Origin of the sequence: Variovorax sp. W2I14 (assembly GCF_050435205.1) — a bacterium.
In the GTDB taxonomy this organism is placed as follows: domain Bacteria; phylum Pseudomonadota; class Gammaproteobacteria; order Burkholderiales; family Burkholderiaceae_C; genus Variovorax; species Variovorax paradoxus_C.
In genome coordinates this window covers 3,891,947-3,908,607 of the sequence record NZ_JBNDJX010000001.1, presented here as the reverse complement: position 1 = coordinate 3,908,607, position 16,661 = coordinate 3,891,947, and the positions used below count along the sequence as shown (strand labels likewise).

14 protein-coding genes are annotated in these 16,661 nt (G+C 65.5%); 7 read left to right on the top strand and 7 right to left on the bottom strand.

The window, feature by feature from the left end; genetic code table 11:
* Positions 1-153: 153 nt before the first annotated feature.
* Positions 154-1,512: a sigma-54-dependent transcriptional regulator gene (locus QF040_RS18340; protein WP_429612249.1), complete on the bottom strand. Its 1,359-nt coding sequence runs from the start codon at positions 1,510-1,512 to the stop codon at positions 154-156.
* Complete coding sequence (locus QF040_RS18335; RefSeq protein ID WP_429612248.1) at positions 1,497-2,957, bottom strand: sensor histidine kinase; 1,461 nt, start codon at positions 2,955-2,957, stop codon at positions 1,497-1,499. Before QF040_RS18335 ends, QF040_RS18340 begins: the two co-directional genes overlap by 16 nt.
* Before the next feature lie 752 nt (positions 2,958-3,709).
* Here QF040_RS18335 and QF040_RS18330 point away from each other — a divergent pair.
* The 4 genes from QF040_RS18330 (at position 3,710) to QF040_RS18315 (ending at position 6,907) form a co-directional block, all read left to right on the top strand.
* Positions 3,710-4,846 carry an EAL domain-containing protein gene (locus tag QF040_RS18330; RefSeq protein WP_429612247.1) on the top strand — a complete coding sequence of 379 codons (1,137 nt, stop codon included), beginning with the start codon at positions 3,710-3,712 and terminating at the stop codon, positions 4,844-4,846.
* Positions 4,843-4,965, top strand: coding sequence for a hypothetical protein (locus QF040_RS18325; protein ID WP_429612246.1), 123 nt, complete (start codon positions 4,843-4,845; stop codon positions 4,963-4,965). The genes QF040_RS18330 and QF040_RS18325 overlap by 4 nt, the downstream gene beginning before the upstream one ends.
* A gap of 254 nt (positions 4,966-5,219) precedes the next feature.
* Complete coding sequence (locus tag QF040_RS18320; protein ID WP_429612245.1) at positions 5,220-6,011, top strand: Crp/Fnr family transcriptional regulator; 792 nt, start codon at positions 5,220-5,222, stop codon at positions 6,009-6,011.
* Positions 6,012-6,484: 473 nt separating this feature from the next.
* Positions 6,485-6,907, top strand: a complete 423-nt coding sequence (locus tag QF040_RS18315) for a helix-turn-helix domain-containing protein (protein WP_429612244.1) — start codon at positions 6,485-6,487, stop codon at positions 6,905-6,907.
* A gap of 206 nt (positions 6,908-7,113) precedes the next feature.
* Here the strand turns inward: QF040_RS18315 and QF040_RS18310 are convergent, their stop codons facing one another.
* From QF040_RS18310 to QF040_RS18295, 4 genes are all read right to left on the bottom strand, one after another.
* A complete protein-coding gene (locus tag QF040_RS18310; RefSeq protein ID WP_429612243.1) occupies positions 7,114-7,998 on the bottom strand; it encodes an arginase family protein in 885 nt (294 codons plus the stop codon).
* A gap of 176 nt (positions 7,999-8,174) precedes the next feature.
* The gene (locus QF040_RS18305) at positions 8,175-8,627 is read right to left on the bottom strand and encodes a hypothetical protein (protein ID WP_429612242.1); all 453 of its coding nucleotides are present in this window, start codon (positions 8,625-8,627) and stop codon (positions 8,175-8,177) included.
* A gap of 60 nt (positions 8,628-8,687) precedes the next feature.
* Complete coding sequence (locus QF040_RS18300; protein WP_429612241.1) at positions 8,688-10,250, bottom strand: amidase; 1,563 nt, start codon at positions 10,248-10,250, stop codon at positions 8,688-8,690.
* Entirely contained in the window at positions 10,250-11,239 is a 990-nt protein-coding gene (locus QF040_RS18295) for a Bug family tripartite tricarboxylate transporter substrate binding protein (protein ID WP_429612240.1), read from the bottom strand. The genes QF040_RS18300 and QF040_RS18295 overlap by 1 nt, the downstream gene beginning before the upstream one ends.
* Before the next feature lie 153 nt (positions 11,240-11,392).
* Here QF040_RS18295 and QF040_RS18290 point away from each other — a divergent pair, with 153 nt between their 5' ends.
* The gene (locus tag QF040_RS18290; protein ID WP_429612239.1) at positions 11,393-12,304 is read left to right on the top strand and encodes a LysR family transcriptional regulator; all 912 of its coding nucleotides are present in this window, start codon (positions 11,393-11,395) and stop codon (positions 12,302-12,304) included.
* Positions 12,305-12,357: 53 nt separating this feature from the next.
* Here the strand turns inward: QF040_RS18290 and QF040_RS18285 are convergent, their stop codons facing one another.
* Positions 12,358-14,556 carry a LamG-like jellyroll fold domain-containing protein gene (locus tag QF040_RS18285; protein WP_429612238.1) on the bottom strand — a complete coding sequence of 733 codons (2,199 nt, stop codon included), beginning with the start codon at positions 14,554-14,556 and terminating at the stop codon, positions 12,358-12,360.
* A 504-nt stretch (positions 14,557-15,060) separates the two neighbouring features.
* Here QF040_RS18285 and QF040_RS18280 point away from each other — a divergent pair.
* On the top strand, positions 15,061-15,804 hold the full coding sequence (locus tag QF040_RS18280; RefSeq protein WP_429612237.1) for a winged helix-turn-helix domain-containing protein: 744 nt from the start codon (positions 15,061-15,063) through the stop codon (positions 15,802-15,804).
* Positions 15,805-15,872: 68 nt separating this feature from the next.
* The gene (locus QF040_RS18275; protein WP_429612236.1) at positions 15,873-16,622 is read left to right on the top strand and encodes a winged helix-turn-helix domain-containing protein; all 750 of its coding nucleotides are present in this window, start codon (positions 15,873-15,875) and stop codon (positions 16,620-16,622) included.
* Positions 16,623-16,661 lie beyond the last annotated feature (39 nt).

Here is a 16,661-nt window from a genome sequence, read left to right as displayed (position 1 = left end):
TTGGTGATGGATGTCCAAAGACATCTCACACAACGTGCCAGCGCATGAATCCTTTGATATCAACGACTTGCGCGCGCCCGCCCCTGCGCGGCTGGATGATCCCGGGACGGCGGGTGTCCGGTTTGCGGACACGTCGTGGCGCACGAACAGGGGTCAGTCGAGCCCGTACTGCGTCAGCTTGCGATACAGCAACTGCCGGTGAATGCCCAGGCGCCGCGCCGCCTCCGCGCGGTTGCCCTGTGCCTGTGCGAGGGCGCGGGCGAGCATGAGGCGCTCGAGCTTCTCGACAGCGGCGGGCAGTTCGCCGTCGAGCCAGTCCGCGGGCGGCGCGTCGGCGGCTTCGTCGCGTGGCGCGGCACCGAGTGCAATGGCAAGGTCGGCACCGCCGATCACGCGGTGCCGCACCAGCGCATGGCAGCGCTCCATCACATTGCGTAACTCGCGCACGTTGCCCGGCCACGCATGGCTCAGCAGCCGCTGCGCCGCATCGGCCGACAGCGCCTTCGGCGGTTCGCCGCCGTCGGGCGCGGCGGCGCGGCGCAGGAAGTGCTCCGCCAGCGGAATGATGTCGGCCAGCCGCTCGCGCAGCGGCGGCATGCGGATCGACAGCACGTCGAGCCGGTACAGCAGGTCTTCCCGGAAGTGCCCCTCGCGCACGGCGGCCGACAGGTCGCGGTGGGTGGCGGCGATCACCCGCACATCGACCTTCACCGTCCGGTGGCTGCCCAGCGGCGTGACCTCGCCCTCCTGCAGCGTGCGCAGGATCTTGGCCTGCACATCCAGGGCCATGTCGCCGATCTCGTCGAGCAGCAGCACGCCGCCGTCGGCCGCGCGAAAGCATCCCGGGCGCTCGCCCGTGGCACCCGTGAACGCGCCGCGCACATGGCCGAAGAGTTCGCTTTCGAGCAACTCCTTCGGAATGGCCGAGCAGTTGACGGCCACGAAGGGCCGGTCGGCGCGTGCCGAGTGGCGGTGCAGCGCGCGCGCCACCATTTCCTTGCCGGTGCCCGTTTCGCCGAGTACCAGCACCGGCATCGAATTCGCGGCGGCCAGGCCGATGCGCTTGTGCACCTCGCGCATCGCGTGGCTCGGGCCGATCAGGTCGCCGTCGTCGTCGCCATCGGCCGCACCGGAAGGCGAGACCGCCGTGCTTTGCTGCAGTGCGCGTTCCAGCACCTCGCGCACCGCGTCGCGGCTGATCGGCTTGGCCAGGTGGTCGAAGGCGCCCAGGCGCATCGCCTCGATGGTGTTGCCGGCGCTCGAGAACGCGGTGAGCACGATCACCGGCGGCAGCCGCGCCAGCCGCGCCTGCAGGGCGGCGAGCGTTTGCAGCCCGTCCATGCCGGGCATGCGGTGGTCGAGGAACACGGCGTCGAAGCGTTCGCGCGAGGCTGTCTCGACGCCCTCGGCGCCGCTCGCGACCGCGACCGTCTCGTGGCCGAGGCCCTGCAGCGTCTCGGCCAGCGTGTCGCGAAAGGCGTGGTCGTCGTCGACGATCAGGAGATGCGCCATGGAAGCTCCAGTTCGAAGCGGGTGCCCGGTGTGAGCGGCACGTGATGCAACTCGCCGCCGTGCGCCAGTGCCACCTCGCGTGCCAGCGCCAGACCCAGGCCGGTGCCGTCGGCGCGGCCGGTGGCGAAAGGCTCGAAGAGGCTCGCCCGCAGCGGCGCGGGCACGCCGGGGCCGTCGTCGTCCACGCGGATGGCCAGCGTGCGCGCTTCGCGCAGCGAGGCCGAGAGCACCACATGGCCGCCGCGCGGCGCATGGCGAACCGCGTTGTCGAGCAGGTTGTCGACCGCGCGCGCGAGGTGGACCGGATCGAACGAGGCGCTGGCGGGCATGTCGTGCTGCAGCGTGACCTGCACGCCTGCCGCGTCCGCCTTGGACGCCACGGCAGAGATCCGCTCCTCGAGCCAGTGATGCAGCACCACGTCTACCGGCGCGAGCGTCAGCGGCTGCACCAGCGCCAGCAGGCTGCGCACCAAGCCGTCGAGCCGGTCGATCTGGCCGACGATGACCTGCAGCGCGGCGCCCTGGCGTTCGGGGTCGGCGGCCAGCGCGTTTTCGGCCCTCAGCCGCATGGTGGCGATGGGATTGCGGATCTCGTGCGCGATGCCGCCCGTCATGCGCCCGAGCGCCGCCAGCCGCTGGTCGCGGCCGCGCTGCTGAGCGGCGGTGCGCAGATGCGCCTGGGCCTCTTCGAAGCGCAGGCGGTAGCGGTTGAAGCCGTCCACGATGCGATCGAGCTCGCGCACGCCGGTGCGCGGCAGCTCGGGCATGGCGCTGCCGTCGGCATCGGCCTCGGCCAGCCGGTTTTCCAGGCGTTGCACATGGCGCAGGCCCCGCAGCAGGATGAACCCGAGCCACAGGCCCGAGGCCAGCACCAGCAACAGCAGCACGCCCAGGCCGGCGCGCAGGCTGCCTTGCGCGGCGAGCGCGCCGCCGTTGGTGCGCGTCATGGTCCAGGCGGCCAGGTCGTGGCCCGGCGCGGCCAGCGGGCAGGCCGAGACGATGAGCGCTTCGCGGCTGCCGCGCACCACGTCGGTCTGCGGCTGCTGCGTGCGTGCGGCGAGCTGCGCCATCTCGACGATGAGCGGCTGCTCGGCCGCGGGCACGTCGCGCTTGACGCCGCTGCCTTCATACGTGGGGTAGGCGTAGGCCAGGTGGCCGCCGGCGCCCTGCCACACGCCGCCTTCGACGTGCGGCGTCTCGATCAGCACCAGTTGCAGCAGCACCTGGAGCAGGTCGACCTGGGGCTGGACGGGCGCGGGTGCGGCGGTCGACTTCGCGTAGCGCGCCGCGATGGCCCGGCACGACTGTTCGGTCGCGCCGCGCCCCGCCGCCACCTGCGCGCCCGCGCTGCTGCGGTACAGGGTGAGCATCACCACGGCCAGTGCGATGCACATGCCGAACAGCAGCACCCAGAAGAAGATCAGTTGAGCGCGCAGCGATTTCATGGGGCGCGATTCTGCCCGTGGCGTTTGGCGCCTTCGTGGATGAAGCGCCGTGCCGGCGCCATGAGGCAGGTGCGGCGACTGCCTCGTCACGCAGCGGGAACCGGAGGTTCATCGCCTCCAGTTGTGAGCTGGGACACATTCAAGAAACAAAAGTGAATGCGAAAGCCTACTGAAATCCGTAGTATCAATTTGTTTGTTGGTTGCCTGCGGAGTTCGCGGCGTGGAGGTCCTTGGAGCCAGCTTTCATCGACAACACGGGCAGCAGGGGCTCGCTGCGAGGATGTTCCGCCGATCGGCTGTACTGCCTGTCTGGAGGGCAGTGCGACGGCGCCCTTCTGAATTCGGATCTCGTGCAGGCAGAACCCTCCGTCGATTGCGCATGTGCCTCTCTCGACCGTTTCGGCCTCAACAGATGTGCGGGTGCGAGGGGCAGGAGGGTACTCCCGCGTCTGATCGCGCCGCGAGCTCCGTTCGCCCAATTGGGCGGGCGGAGAACCATCAACTGAAGTTCGCGTTCTCCAGCTGTGAAGAATTCTTCCATTGAGGATCCTATGTCCGCTCTCCCGCAGATCGCCGATGTGCCCCTTCGGGCGGCCATGCCGGCCGTGCCGGCCCAGGCACCAAAGAATTGCTCCTTGCGGAAGGTCGCGCAGCCTCGACCCCGCGCGCCCATCCGGAGAGCTTGCGCCTTCGTTCTTATAGAGAATCTTCCGCAACTCGCCGAAGCATATGACCTGGACTTCGCGAGCCGCGTGAGTCGCGAAATCAGGCAGCGCCTTTGCGCTCGCTTCTCGACGTCGGTCAAAGCCGACCTTGCGTGTCTACGCGATGACTGCTTCTTGTTGTGGAGCAATGATTTCTTCATGAAAGACGATTGCTCCGCGCCCGAGCAGTCCACCAGTGAGCAGCTTGAATCACTGCTTTCGGCCCTCGGGAGTGAGCCCATATGTGCCCGAGGGTTCACGGCGCTGGCGCGATTGCATGTGAACTGGATCGATGTGCAAGCGCCGGACCAGATGGGCGATTCGGAGAGAGAGCTCACGCTGTGGACCGCCCAGCCCTTCCCCGATCTCCATGAAAAACCCACCGATGGTTGGCGGCAACGCTATCGCGCCGACATGGATGTGGCCGTACGGCTGAGTGAAGCACTGCATGCCGGGCGTCTCACATTCGCATGGCGACCCGTCGTCAACGCCTACGCGTCGGCATCGATGCTTTACCGGGAAGCACGCCCGGAGGTCTTGCCTTGCCCAGGTCAGCAGACATCGCTCGCACCGGAGGTGTTCCTGCCGTGCTTGCAGCGCCTCGGCCTGACTCGCGCGTTCGACAGGCTGGTGGTACGCGAGGTCATCGACGCATTGCGGCATCAGCCCTTGGCCAAGCTCGGGGTGAGTCTCTTCGCGCAAAGCGCGCGGATCGATCACTGGTGGGGATCCGTCCTGGCAACTTTGAAGTCTTCCCCCGAACTGGCATCCCGTCTGACCGTGGAGATTTCCGACTCGATGGCGTTCTCGAGTCTGCAGCCCGTACGAGACTTCTGCGCCAGGCTCCGGTCGCTTGGCTGCCGGATCGCCATCAAGGATTTCGGTGCCGGACGCGGCAACCTTGCCGCAGCTCAAGCCTGCCGTCCTGACATCATCAAACTCGATGCATCGTTCGTTCGTCGGGCACGGGAGAGCGAATGGGGCGGCGAGTGTCTGCGTGACATGCTGACGCTCTGCGGCCACCTGGCAGCGTACGTCGTCGTTGACGGGGTCGAACGCGAAGATGACCTGGGCGTCGCACTCGACGCCGGTGTGCAATGGGTCCAGGGCTATCACATGCGCGGTACCGAAGGCCCCGCAAGACCCGCTGCGCCACTGAATTCGATGCAGCGCAGCCTGGCATGACCACATCGCTGGACCTGCACATGGGCTTGCTTCGGCTGCGTGCGGAACCGAGCAATCTGCAGCGCATGTTCGATGAGGTTCCGAGCGCCAGCGGCGTCGCGCGGCAAGGCGACGGATGACACTCGTTGTGCGCGCTGCGTGGGAAGCTATCGTCCGGAACGTCGAAGGAGTAGATGGTCGACGGCCTCGATCCCTCGGAACGAGGTCGACGGCCATCTGCATCTTCATTTGCGCCAGATCAGCAGACGAGCGTGTCATCGCGACAGCCGCCCTCACGGTGATCCGGGCCCACAACTGCGATGCCGCGGCGCATCGACCGAAATGAAGTGCCGATCGATCCAGGCCTGGCTTCACCAGAGAGCGCGGAGCGGTGATGTTGTATTCGATGCGCTGCAAGCGCTTGGCGGTGAGCAGGCGCAAGCGGCCGAGCAATCCGGCAGTCGAGCCGTATCCCTCTTCTGTCATGTATCTGCACCCACTTCTTAGCAGCTTGAGTACAACAGACCGGACGGCATTGATCCAGCGCAGTGAGTTTCGGTCTTACCGGCGCAATGACCTGGTGCTTGAGTCCGACGAATGGACGGATCGCATGTACTGCGTCACCGGCGGGTTGCTGCGGGTCGTGGCACGCGGCAGTGCCGGCAACGCTGACGTCACGACCGACTTCATCCGGCGGGGAGACATTTTCCACGGCCCTTTGCTCAGCGAAGACGGCTATCAAGCCGCGTCTACGCTCATCGCCGCGCTGCCTTCGTCGGTGTACCTTGTCCCGGTAGCAGCGGTGCGCGAGCTTTGCGCGAAGCATCCCGAAATGGCGCTCGGCCTGGTCGATCTCACGCTGCGGCGCACGGGCCTGCTGCGCAGGCAACTGCGACGCGTCTCTTCGCTGTCCGCGGAGGCATTGGTTGGCCGTGTGCTTCATGAGTTGACCCAGCTTGCACCTGTCGGTTCAGGCGGGTACGACAAGCGCATCACGCAGGCGGTGATTGCCTCCTACTCCGGGCTCTCGCGTGAAGTGGTCAACAAGACCATGCGCGATATGGAAAGTCGCGGCCTCGTCCGACGGGACGGGGAGGGCATTCATGTGCCACCCGATTTCGCGTCGACGGACGTTGGCAACTTGCCGTCCGCAAAGAACGAACCGTCCAACGGCGATTCGCGATAGCGGGTGCCTCGCCTTGTGCGGCTTCGTGTGAATCGGGCGACCGAGATGCCTCTTCGCTTGCAGTGATGACCTCATGTGTCGTTGCGTATTCAATGAATCGATCTCCGATGAATAGTGATGCTCGTCACTTCCGATGCGCGATATCCGCCTGACCTCAAACAGACGAAAGCAAAATCTTTTTTCGGAGATTGCGCACGTGCGCGCCCTTCCGTAAATCCGGTACCGGATCAATTCATTCCTGTTAGCCGATTCCAACAAAGAACCAATGCCTCTCATGCTTCACCTGTTTTTCCGTTGCGGGTGTGATGCTAGGAAGCTGACGCGCATACATCGAAAGATGTGGATGCGTCTGCTGCCCGGAATGCGCTTCTATCTCTGTGCCAGCTGCCGAAGATCTCAACTTCTTTTCAGGCGCCTCGCCGACAGGGCACGTGTGATTCGGGCTGACGCCAATGCGCCTCGAGGGAACTGATATGGCCGGCGACTTCGAAGTCGATGCGATTGCGATGGACCGCGGCTTCTCAGAACGCTTGAAAAATCTCGTGGCTGCCGAAGGCAGAGGATGCAAAGCTGAACTGGCACGTCATTGCGGCGTTACACGGCCTGCGATTACGCATTGGCTCTCGGGGCGGAACAAGGGCGTCGAAGCGACTTGCCTGTTTGCCATTGCGGATTACTTCAATGTCGATCCCCGCTGGCTGGCCGTGGGCACGGGCTCCGAATGGCCCGTTCCTCCGATGGAACGGAAAGTACATCCCCCTATCGGTGAGGTGCTGTCCAAGATCGAGGAAGTAGCTTCTCGGTGCAGACACATAACCCATGAGGAACGCGTCGGAATCTATATGTGGCTGACCGGCGAAAGCTGCTGCTGCGCTTCATCTTCGGAATCCGCTTGAGTCCCTGAGGACCGGGCTTTCGGAAGGTGGACCGTTCGTGCAGGCGCGTGGAAAAAATCGGCTCAGCTGAGCTTCAAGGACTTATCGAGTTCGACTGAGTAGATCGTCTCTGTCGCCACCGATGGTGGATTACTTGGAAACCTGAAGCAAACCAACTTCCTGGAAGAGCTCATGTCGCCCGGCCTGGGATCAGGGATCGCGGGAATTCAACTTCCAAGCGCCGCAACCAGCACGTCGGCCAACCCACGCCCGGCCTCGCCATCCTCATCAAGGCGCGGGTTGTAGATGGTGATCTCGAGCCCGACCGCCTTGCCGCTCGCCAAGGCAATCCTTAGCGCGGTCCCCAGTTCGTCCCACGACAACCCGTCCGGCACGCGGAAATCGACGGCCGGCATGAGCGCGTCGTCCAGGCAATCGGCGTCCAGGTGGATGAAGAAGCCATCCAGCCCTTCTCGCGTCAGGTGGTCGATCGCCTTGCGCGCGGAGGCCTCGACGCCCATCGCGCGTACGGCGGGGAGGTCGATCGCCTTGAGCTCTTTGGGAAGCGGCTGGCTTCCGTACTCCTGCTGATCCTTGTGATCGCGATACGCGAACGCGACAGCGTCTTCGGGGCGGACCAGAGGACCGCGACCTTCGATGTCGGTCACGAGCGACGGGCCGCAGCCGGTGACGAGCGCAAGGTCCATCGATGCGCCCTCGCCATTGGGTTCCGCTTCGGGCTGGAAGAAATCGGCGTTGCCGTCGATGAAGAACAGGCCGTAGCGGCCGCGCCGTCGCAACGCGAGCATCGAGCCCAGCACGATGGTGCAGTCGCCGCCCAGCACGATCGGGAATTCGCGCGCGTCGAGCACCGCTTCCATCGCGTCGGCGAGTCGGGGTGACCATGCCGCAATGGCACTGGCATTCAGGATGCCGGTGTCGGGGTCGGGCACGGGGTTCCTCGGCGGCACTGCCAGCCGCCCGGCGCGTCGTGCATGGATGCGCTCTGCAAGACCGAGCTCCAGGAGCCGGTCGGGCAAGCGCTCCACGCCGTCCGTTGCCAAGCCCAGCGTGGAAGGGGCTTCGAGAATTGCATAGGGAAGTGTCGGCATGGCGCCTCCGTAAGCGACTGCTTTTTGCGGAGAAGGTCACTGTCTCGATGCTGTGACCTCTAGTCCGCGGACGAACGCCCATGCTAGTCGGCATCGCAATTCGGCCGCAACCCTGGAGCGCCATCGTCGGCGCGTGCACCGCCAGAAAAAACGGCAGCGGGTGCCCGACATCTTTCTCACGCGACTTCGCTGGCCTCCGACCACAGCTTGTTGAAAAAGGACTCCCGCGTCCTCTCGAAGACAAGCCTCGAATGCAGTCCGATGGCCGATTCGATCTGCGTCGTCTTGCCGAAGTCGGTACTGGAAACCCAGACCGTGTCCGGCGCCACGAGCACCGCCTTGGCATTGGTGTTGCGATGCAGGGCGATGCGTACATCGGGGAAGCGGCGCTTGAGCATGCTCGCCTCCTTGTGCGCATCGGCGTTGGCAATGATGAAGATGTCCCGTGGGCGCTTTCCCAATATCTGCGAGATGTAGTCCGGCTCCGGAAGTGAGCCGGTCATGATCAGGATGGGCCCGACGATGCGCGCGATGTGGGAGAGGCGCCTGCTCCAGCTGTTGGCGCTGATGGACATCTTCGCGTCTTCACAGGAGAACGCGAATCCAGAACTATCGTCACTGAAAACCATGGGTGTTGCTTCGGCTCCTTGTCCTTGAATGGCCTGCTTTCTCCAATCCGCCGCGTGTCTTCAGACGACGGACACAGCAGCACTGGCAGCAGATGCAGCAGACCTGCCGCCGCCCGGAAACACCGGCGGCGTCTTGACGATCGAGGTCAGCGCGGGATCGGCCGCGCGCAGCGCAGCCAGGTCGGGCCGCGGGCGGCGCAGTTGCGCATGGGCCGAGAAGGCTTCTTCCATTGCCCGCGCCGCGCCCAGCACCTGGTGGTCGGCCCTAAAGCCGCCCACGATCTGCAGGCCGAACGGCATGCCGGCGTGGTCGAGCCCGCAGGGCAGTGAAATGGCCGGGTGCGTCGTCAGCGTGACCACATAGGTGAGCGCGAGCCAGCGGTAGTAGTTGGCTTGCTGCTCGCCATTGATGTGGCCGGCGTACAGCTGCGTCCATGGAAAGGGCGACACCGGCGTGGTGGGCGACAGCACCAGGTCGTAGTCGGCGAAGGTCGCCTGAAAACGCTTGATGAGCCGCGTCTGCTCGGCCTGCGCCCAGGCGCTGTCGAGCAGGCTCATGCGCGCGCCCATCTCGTAGTTCGCGCGCGGGTTGGGCCCCAGGCTGTCGGGGTCGCGTTCGTAGGCCGTCTGCATGCCAGCCACGAAGGCTTCCGCGCGCAGCACGTCGAAGCAGCGGTGCGCCTCGCCCATGTCGAAATCGACCTTGTCGCAGCGGCGAAAGAGGTGCTGCATGGCGCTGATCTTTTGCCGGAAGGTGGCGCGGATGCCGTCGTCCACGGCGCAGGTGCCGAAGTCTTCGGTCCACGCGACGCGCAGGCCGGCGAGGTCGACCTGCGCGGGCGCGAGGAAGGACATCGGATCGAGCGGATAGCTCAGCGGATCGCCCGCATGCATGCCGGCGGAGGCGGCCATCTGCAGGCACGCGTCTTCCACGGTACGGCCCATGGGCCCGACGACCGAGATGGGCGTCCAGCCCAGGGGCTTGCGCACGCTGGGCACGATGCCCGGCGAGGGCCGGAAACCCACCACGCCGCACTTGGCCGCCGGAATGCGGAGCGACCCGCCGGTGTCGGAGCCGGTGCACACCGGCAGCATGTCGCAGGCCAGCGCGGCCGCCGAGCCGCCGGAGGAGCCGCCGGCATTGAGGTTGGGATTGAAGGGGTTGCCCGTGGCGCCCCACACGTCGTTTCGCGAGTTGGCGCCCGCGCCCATCTCGGGCACGTTGGTCTTGCCCGCCACGATGGCGCCCGCGCGGCGCAGGCGCGCCACCAGTTCGATGTCCTCCGTGGGCACGTGGTCGCGGTAGATGGGCGAACCCCAGGTTGTCAACAGGCCTTCGGTGGGCTCGAGGTCCTTGACGCCCAGCGGCAGGCCGTGCAGCAGGCCGAGCGTGTCGCCGCGCATCACGGCGCTTTCCGCCGCCGCGGCTTCGGTGCGCGCGCGCTCGAAACAGGTGGCGGTCACCGCGTTGACGAACGGGTTCACGCGCTCGATCCGCGCGATGCACGCTTCCAGCAGATCGACGGGCGAGATGACTTTGCTGCCGATGAGCCGGCGCAGTTCGACGGCGGATTTCTCGACGAGCTCCGAGCCGGCGGTTGGGGATGTGTTGTTCAGGTTCATCAGTCGGCGGTGATGTTCGCGCGCGCCGCAACGGCGCGCATCAGGGGCAGTTCCCGGTTGATGAGTTCGCTCGACGCAGCGGCGTCGCTGAAGGCCGGCTCCAGCCCCTGGCCCATGAGCTTGGCGCGCGTGTCGGGGTCGGCAATGGTCGCGGCCAGCGCCTTCTCGAGCTTGGCCTTCACATCGGCGGGCAGGCCTTTCGGGGCTGCCAGGAGCAGCCATGAATCCATGTCGACGCCGGGATAGCCGCTCTCGGCGAACGTCGGCACATCGGGCAGCAGCGCCGAGCGCTTTGCCGTGGTCAGCGCAATGGCCTTGATCTTGCCGTTCTTGAGTTGCGGGATCGCGGCACTCACCGTGTCGATGCTGAACGGAATCTGGCCGCCCATCAGGTCGGTCATCGCGGGGGCGCTGCCCTTGTAGGGCACGTGCGTCATCTTCAGGCCCGTCGCATGCAGCATGGTCTCGCCGGCGAACTGCGCGGTGGTGCCGGTGCCGTAGGAGCCGTACGCATACTTGCCCGGCGACGCCTTCACGTAGTCCACGAACTGCTTGACCGTCTGCACCGGCACCTCGCTGTTCGCCAGCAGGATCAGCGCGACGCGCCCCGCAATGCCGATCGGCTCGAAGCTCTTCACCGGGTCGTAGGGCAGGTTGGGGCGGATCGCCGGGTTGACGGTGAATGTGGAGCCCGAACTGAGCAGCAGCGTGTAGCCATCGGGCGCGGCCTTCGACACATAGCTGGCCCCAACCACCGTGCCGGCACCCGCGCGGTTCTCGATGACGACGGGCTGCCCGAGTTCCTTGCCAAGGCGCTGCGCGATCACCCGTCCGTTGACGTCTGTCGCACCACCCGGCGGAAAGGGAATGACCAGCGTGACCGGGTGCGTGGGAAACCCTGCGGCGGTGGCCAGTGCGGCCAGCGGCAGGGCGCCTAGGCCGAGGCCGCACAGCAGTGCCATGCGGGTCATGAACGGGAGATGCTTCATCGTGAACTCCTGGAGATTTCGGCGGGTATTCAGGGGCGGTCGGATTGATCCTAGGAGCGTCATGCGGGTGTCACAAGCGCAATGTTTAGAATTCTTCGTTGCCGAATCGGCAATCGACGCCACCTGCCTGGCCCTGTGCCCGAGGAGAGATTCATGCAGCTTCGTGCCTTGCAAGAGACCGCCGTGCGCTACTTTCTCGAGGTCGTGAAAACCGGCTCGGTGAAGGAGGCCGCACTCAAGCTCAACGTGGCGCCCTCGGCGGTGAGCCGGCAGGTGGCGCGGCTGGAACGCGAACTGGACACCCTGCTCTTCGAGCGCCATGCGCGCGGCATGGAGCCCAATGCCGCGGGCGAGTTGCTGGCGGCGCATGCCAAGCGGGCGCAGCAGGAGATCGAGCGGGTCGCGAACGACATTGCCAGCCTGCGCGGCCTGCGCAGCGGGCATGTGCGCGTGGCGAGCACCGAGGGCTTTGCCTTCGACTTCATTCCCACGCTGATCGCGCACTTCCGCCGCAAGCACGAGGGCATCCGGTTTCACCTGGAGGTCTGCTCGCTCGCCGATATTTCCAGGCGGGTGCGCGACGGCGAAGCCGACGTGGGCGTCACCCTGAGCGCCGTGCCGGAAGCCGGCATCGAGATCGAACTGCGGCACCCGAGTCCTGTGCTGGCCTTGATGGCAAGGGGCCATCCGCTGGCCGCGCAGCGGCAGCTGTCGCTGCGCCAGGTGGTGGCGTATCCGCTGGGATTGCCGCAGGAAGACAGCTCGATCCGCCGCTTGCTCGACGCCAGCTGTACGCGGCAAGGCCTGCGCTATGCACAGGCCATGTCGAGCAACCATGCGAATGCGTTGCTGAGCTTTGCGGCGGCCGGTGGCGGCATCGCGTTCTATGGCGCGCTGTCGATACGCACCTTGCTGCAGAGCAAGGCGCTGGTGGCCATCCCTTTGAAAGACCGCGAGATGAACGAGCGGCACCTGCAGATCGAGACCATGGCGGGCCGCTCGCTGCCCGATGCCTCAAAGGCCTTCGTGCGGTACCTGGTGGAGGCGGTCGAGGCCAGCGGGTGATGCCCGCGCGGCCTTGAACCGAGACAAGAGAGCCGGCCGCGCCGAATGTCAGGTCAACCGGCCTTGCGCGCCGTCAGCCATTGCGCCGGCGCGAGCGCCCCCGCCACCACGCGCACTTCGCCGATATTGCCGAAGAAGCCATCGGCGCGCTTACCCTCCCACGAGCCGCCGCCCACCACCCACTGCGAAGTGGCCGAGAGCGTGGCAAGCCCCGGAGCGGCTGCGGCGTTGCGCAACACCGGCGCGCCTTCGACGTACATCGTGGTGTCGTGCGACACCGGATCGTTCACGATCGCGATGTGCACCCAGCTGTCTGCCATCACCTCGCCCGACCAGTTGGTCTTGAACGTGTGGGGAGCGCCCGGACTCGGCACCGGCACCACTTCCCACTGCACCTCGCGCAAGCTCGAGATGGCGAACAGCATCGGCGGTGATTCGACGTCATCCTCTTTCGGAAAGCCCGCGAGATCGCCGCGTTGACCATCGCGGGTCATGATGTTCATCCATGCCTGTTTGTCGCTGGTCCAGCTCTTGTCGATCTTGACGAAGGCCTCGATGGTGTAGCCGCTCTCCAGCGTCTGCGCATTGATCGGCGCCGCCGCGTCGGTCAGGAAGTAGCTCAGGCGCGGCGTGTTCTTGTTGGTGTTGAGAAAGCGCACCGAACCCGGCGCGGCCGAGAGGTGGTGGCGGTCGTCGGTCCACACGATGTCGCCATCCGCCGCGCCCAGCACGCCACCCTGGTTCAGCGCATCGCGATGCAGCGGGTTGGTCCCCGTGACGTCCGCGATCACGGTGCCCGGCAGCACCGGCTGGTTGACCACGCCGCCGAAGAAGCGCCAATGCGCCAGCGTGTTCGCCACCTTCGGATAGTCGTCCGGGCCCGTGGCGGGGCGCTGCGCCACCGTAGCCGGGTCCGTGTAATTGGCGAGAATCATCGCGCGCGCCTGGTCGACCAGCGAGCTGTCGATGGTGGCGCTGCCCGTGCCGAAGCTCTTGTTGAAGCCGGCGAAGCGCTGCGCGAAATCCATGTCGATGACGAAGGCCTCGTTGGGCGTGGTGAGCACGGCCTGGTCGAAGCTGTTGAGCGTGGCGGCCGGCTTCTGCGGCACCCACGGCGAGAACGACAGCACCTTGATCTGCTTGTTCGTCAGGTCGAACTCATAGAGGCGCATGAGGCCGTTGCCGCCCTGGTAGGCCATCTGGTAGTCCACCACCATCTCCTCGACCTTGTGGCCGAAGTCGTTGGTCTTCGTGAGGTGCGCGGCGCCGTGGTGATGGCCGTTGAGCGTCATGAAGATCTGGTCGTTGCCGCGGATGAGCTTCTCCCAGATCATCTTGCCGTACTCGGTCTCCAGCAGGCTGGTGCCGTCGGCATCGATGTTGAGCAACTGGTGGTTCACCAGGATCACGGGCAGCGTCGGATTCTTCGCGATCACCTGGCGGGCCCAGGCGATGCCCGCGTCGGAGATGCGCCACGACAGCGACAGCACCATGAACTTCTGGCCCTGCGCCTCGAACACGTGGTACTCGTGGAAGCCGCTCGCATCGCGCGCACCGAAGGTGGCCTGCTTCTTCGCACGCTCGGCGCCGAACCACTGCAGATACGGCTCCTTGGCAGGATCGCGGCCGGCATCGGTGCCGTCGGTGGGGTTGAGGGCGTAGTCGACATCCCACAGCACGTCATGGTTGCCGGCGAGCACGCTGTAGGGCAGCTTCGCGTCTTCGAGCACCTTCATGGCGGCATCGGCCACCTTCCACTGATCGGGCTTGCCGACCTGGTCGACCACGTCGCCCAGGTGAATGGTGAAGGGGATGTTCAGGGCTTTCGCGTTGGCCGCGATCCATTTCGTCTGCGCCGCGAAGGGCGCGCTGCCGAAGCGCTTGTCGTACTGGTCGCTCTCGTCGGTCGTGGCGTAGCGGGCATAGAACTGCGTGTCGGGCATCACGGCCAGCGCGAAGCTGGAGATCTTTGCCGCGGCCGGCGGCGCGGTGGCGGGCGCCGGAGGTGCGGGTGCAGGCGCGGGGACCGGCAAGGGCCCGAGCACAGGCAGGCCTGCGCTGCCACCGCTACCGCCCCCACCGCACGCCGCCAGCAAGGCGCTGCTGCCACCGACGGTCAAGAGAGACGCACCGAGCTTGAGCACATGACGGCGCGGGGACGCGTGCAATTCCAGGTTGGGTTCGGTGTTCGACGCAGCGGGTGCGGCAATGCGCGGCGCGCGAGGGCCGCGCGAATTGTTGGAAGCAGACATGGAAGTAGGGCCAGACGTTGCGAAGCGCGCAAGCGTAGAAAGCGTCGATGACGTTTCCGTGTAGGACCGATGACAGGTTGCTGGCCGCCCGCTGCTTCGGAGGTTTGGCCGATCGATCCGGTGCAATGGCGAAGCTTTGAAGACGTCGACTTTTCGACGCTGGCCTTGGCGTTCCATTCGACCGTCGTCCCCTCTGATGCGAGCGCTCCACGGACCCGGTAAGAAGTCACCGCCGGTGCGCAACGAGGTAGCTGAAGGGCGGACGTCGTTTCATCGATTGCATGGATAAGTGAGAGGCTTGATCTCATTCTTCAATGCAATGAAGAAAGCACCCTGCGAAGGGGCCGATTTCCATCGCGGCGAGAGGGGTGCGGGTGGCGAAAGACGATGATGAATTAGGTCAACGATCTATCGCAAACATATAAAAGCACGACAGCTCCTCCTGGCGCTGGAACAGGAGAGATCGTGCGACTTAATGTTTCCCAGCTTCCTTTCGAGACCGCCTTGAGCGGCTCCTTTCTCGGCGCCGGCCATGCGCGCGCTGTCCAGATCGATGACGAGATCGATCCCCTGCGCATCCTGCTCATCGACCACCAGTCGACCCAGTGCAGATCGTTCAGCGAGGGGTTGGAGAGCAACGGGTTTGCCATCGACATCGCGACCGGCGACAACGCCACCGCGAACGCGGCGCTCGCGGAAGACTACGCGCTCATCCTCCTGAATTCGATGCGAACCGGACATGCAGGATTCAGTGCCGTCCAGGCGATCCGGCGCAAGACCGATGCGCCGCTTCTGGTCTTGACCGAACGCGACAGCGTTGCCGCCCGCATCGCAGGCCTGGAACTGGGCGCGAGCGACTACCTGGTCAAGCCCTTCTCGCTCTCCGACCTGCTCGGCCGTGTCACGGCGTTGGCCCGTCGCCCGCGCGTGGTGCGCCAGCCGGTGCTGCGCCTGGGCGATCTGGAACTCGACGAGCGCACCACGAGGTGCACCCGCGAGGGCGTGGAGCTCGATCTGACCCGGATGGAATTTGCGCTGCTGCTGGTGCTGCTTCGCAGCCAGGGCGAAGTGCTCTCCCGGCAGCAGCTCTCGCAGCGCGTGTGGAACAGGGAATTCGACGGCAAGAACAACGCCGTCGATGTGGCCGTGCTGCGCCTGCGCAGCAAGCTCGACGCACCGTTCGAGAAGAGACTGTTGCATTCCGTGCGGGGCGAGGGGTATGTGCTTGAAGAGCGTCCCGGCGCTTGATCGCGCATGTCGCGCGTTGCTCGAATTTTTCGAGAGCGCCAGCTTTCAGCCAGTCTTGAATGCAATGAATGAGTGAGCGGAAAAACCTGTTCATCGCGCTGTATGACAGCGATGGCGTGCGCAGTGCCGCGCTCGAGCGCCGGCTGAATTCGATGGGCCACCATGCCGTCGTATTCACCCATGAGGACAACCTGCTGGAATTTCTGGAAGAGCACCAACGCTTCGATCTGCTTCTGGCGCCTTTGCAGAACGGCCTTCCCAGAAGGGTTCTTTCCGGCGGCAGTCATGCGCAGGGAATGCCCGCGCTGCTTCTTGTCGAGGGAACGCAGTGGAGGGATCTGCTGCTTCGCAATGAAGACGCCGAGGCGGTCGATGCCATCGAGTTCGACGCCTTGCGAACGACCAACGACGAATTGGAGTGGCGCATTCGCTCGCTGCTCGCGCGAGCGAAGGGAACTTCGGGGCGATCGGCCCGGGTTCCGGAACTCGCCTGGGGCGATTACCGGTTCGTCGTGCACCACCGCATCGTTCTGCATCGGGGGCGCGAGATCTTTCTCCAGCCGCGCCAGTTCGACTTCGCGCTGGAACTGTTCCGCAACATGGACCGCGTGGTGACGCGCGACTGGCTCTGGAACGCGCTGTGGAGGCCCACGACCCGCCGCAGCTCGCGGGGCTTCGATGTCTGCGCCACCAACGTGCGGCGGAAGCTCGCGCTGCACGAAAAGAACGGCTTCGTGCTGAAGGCCGTGTACGGGCAGGGCTATCTGCTGTCGAAGTGCGTTGACGTGCACGACGAGGTTCGCGAGTCCGGCTCCTGAAGACCGTGCCCTTCACTCCATGCGTATCGATGCGCATCG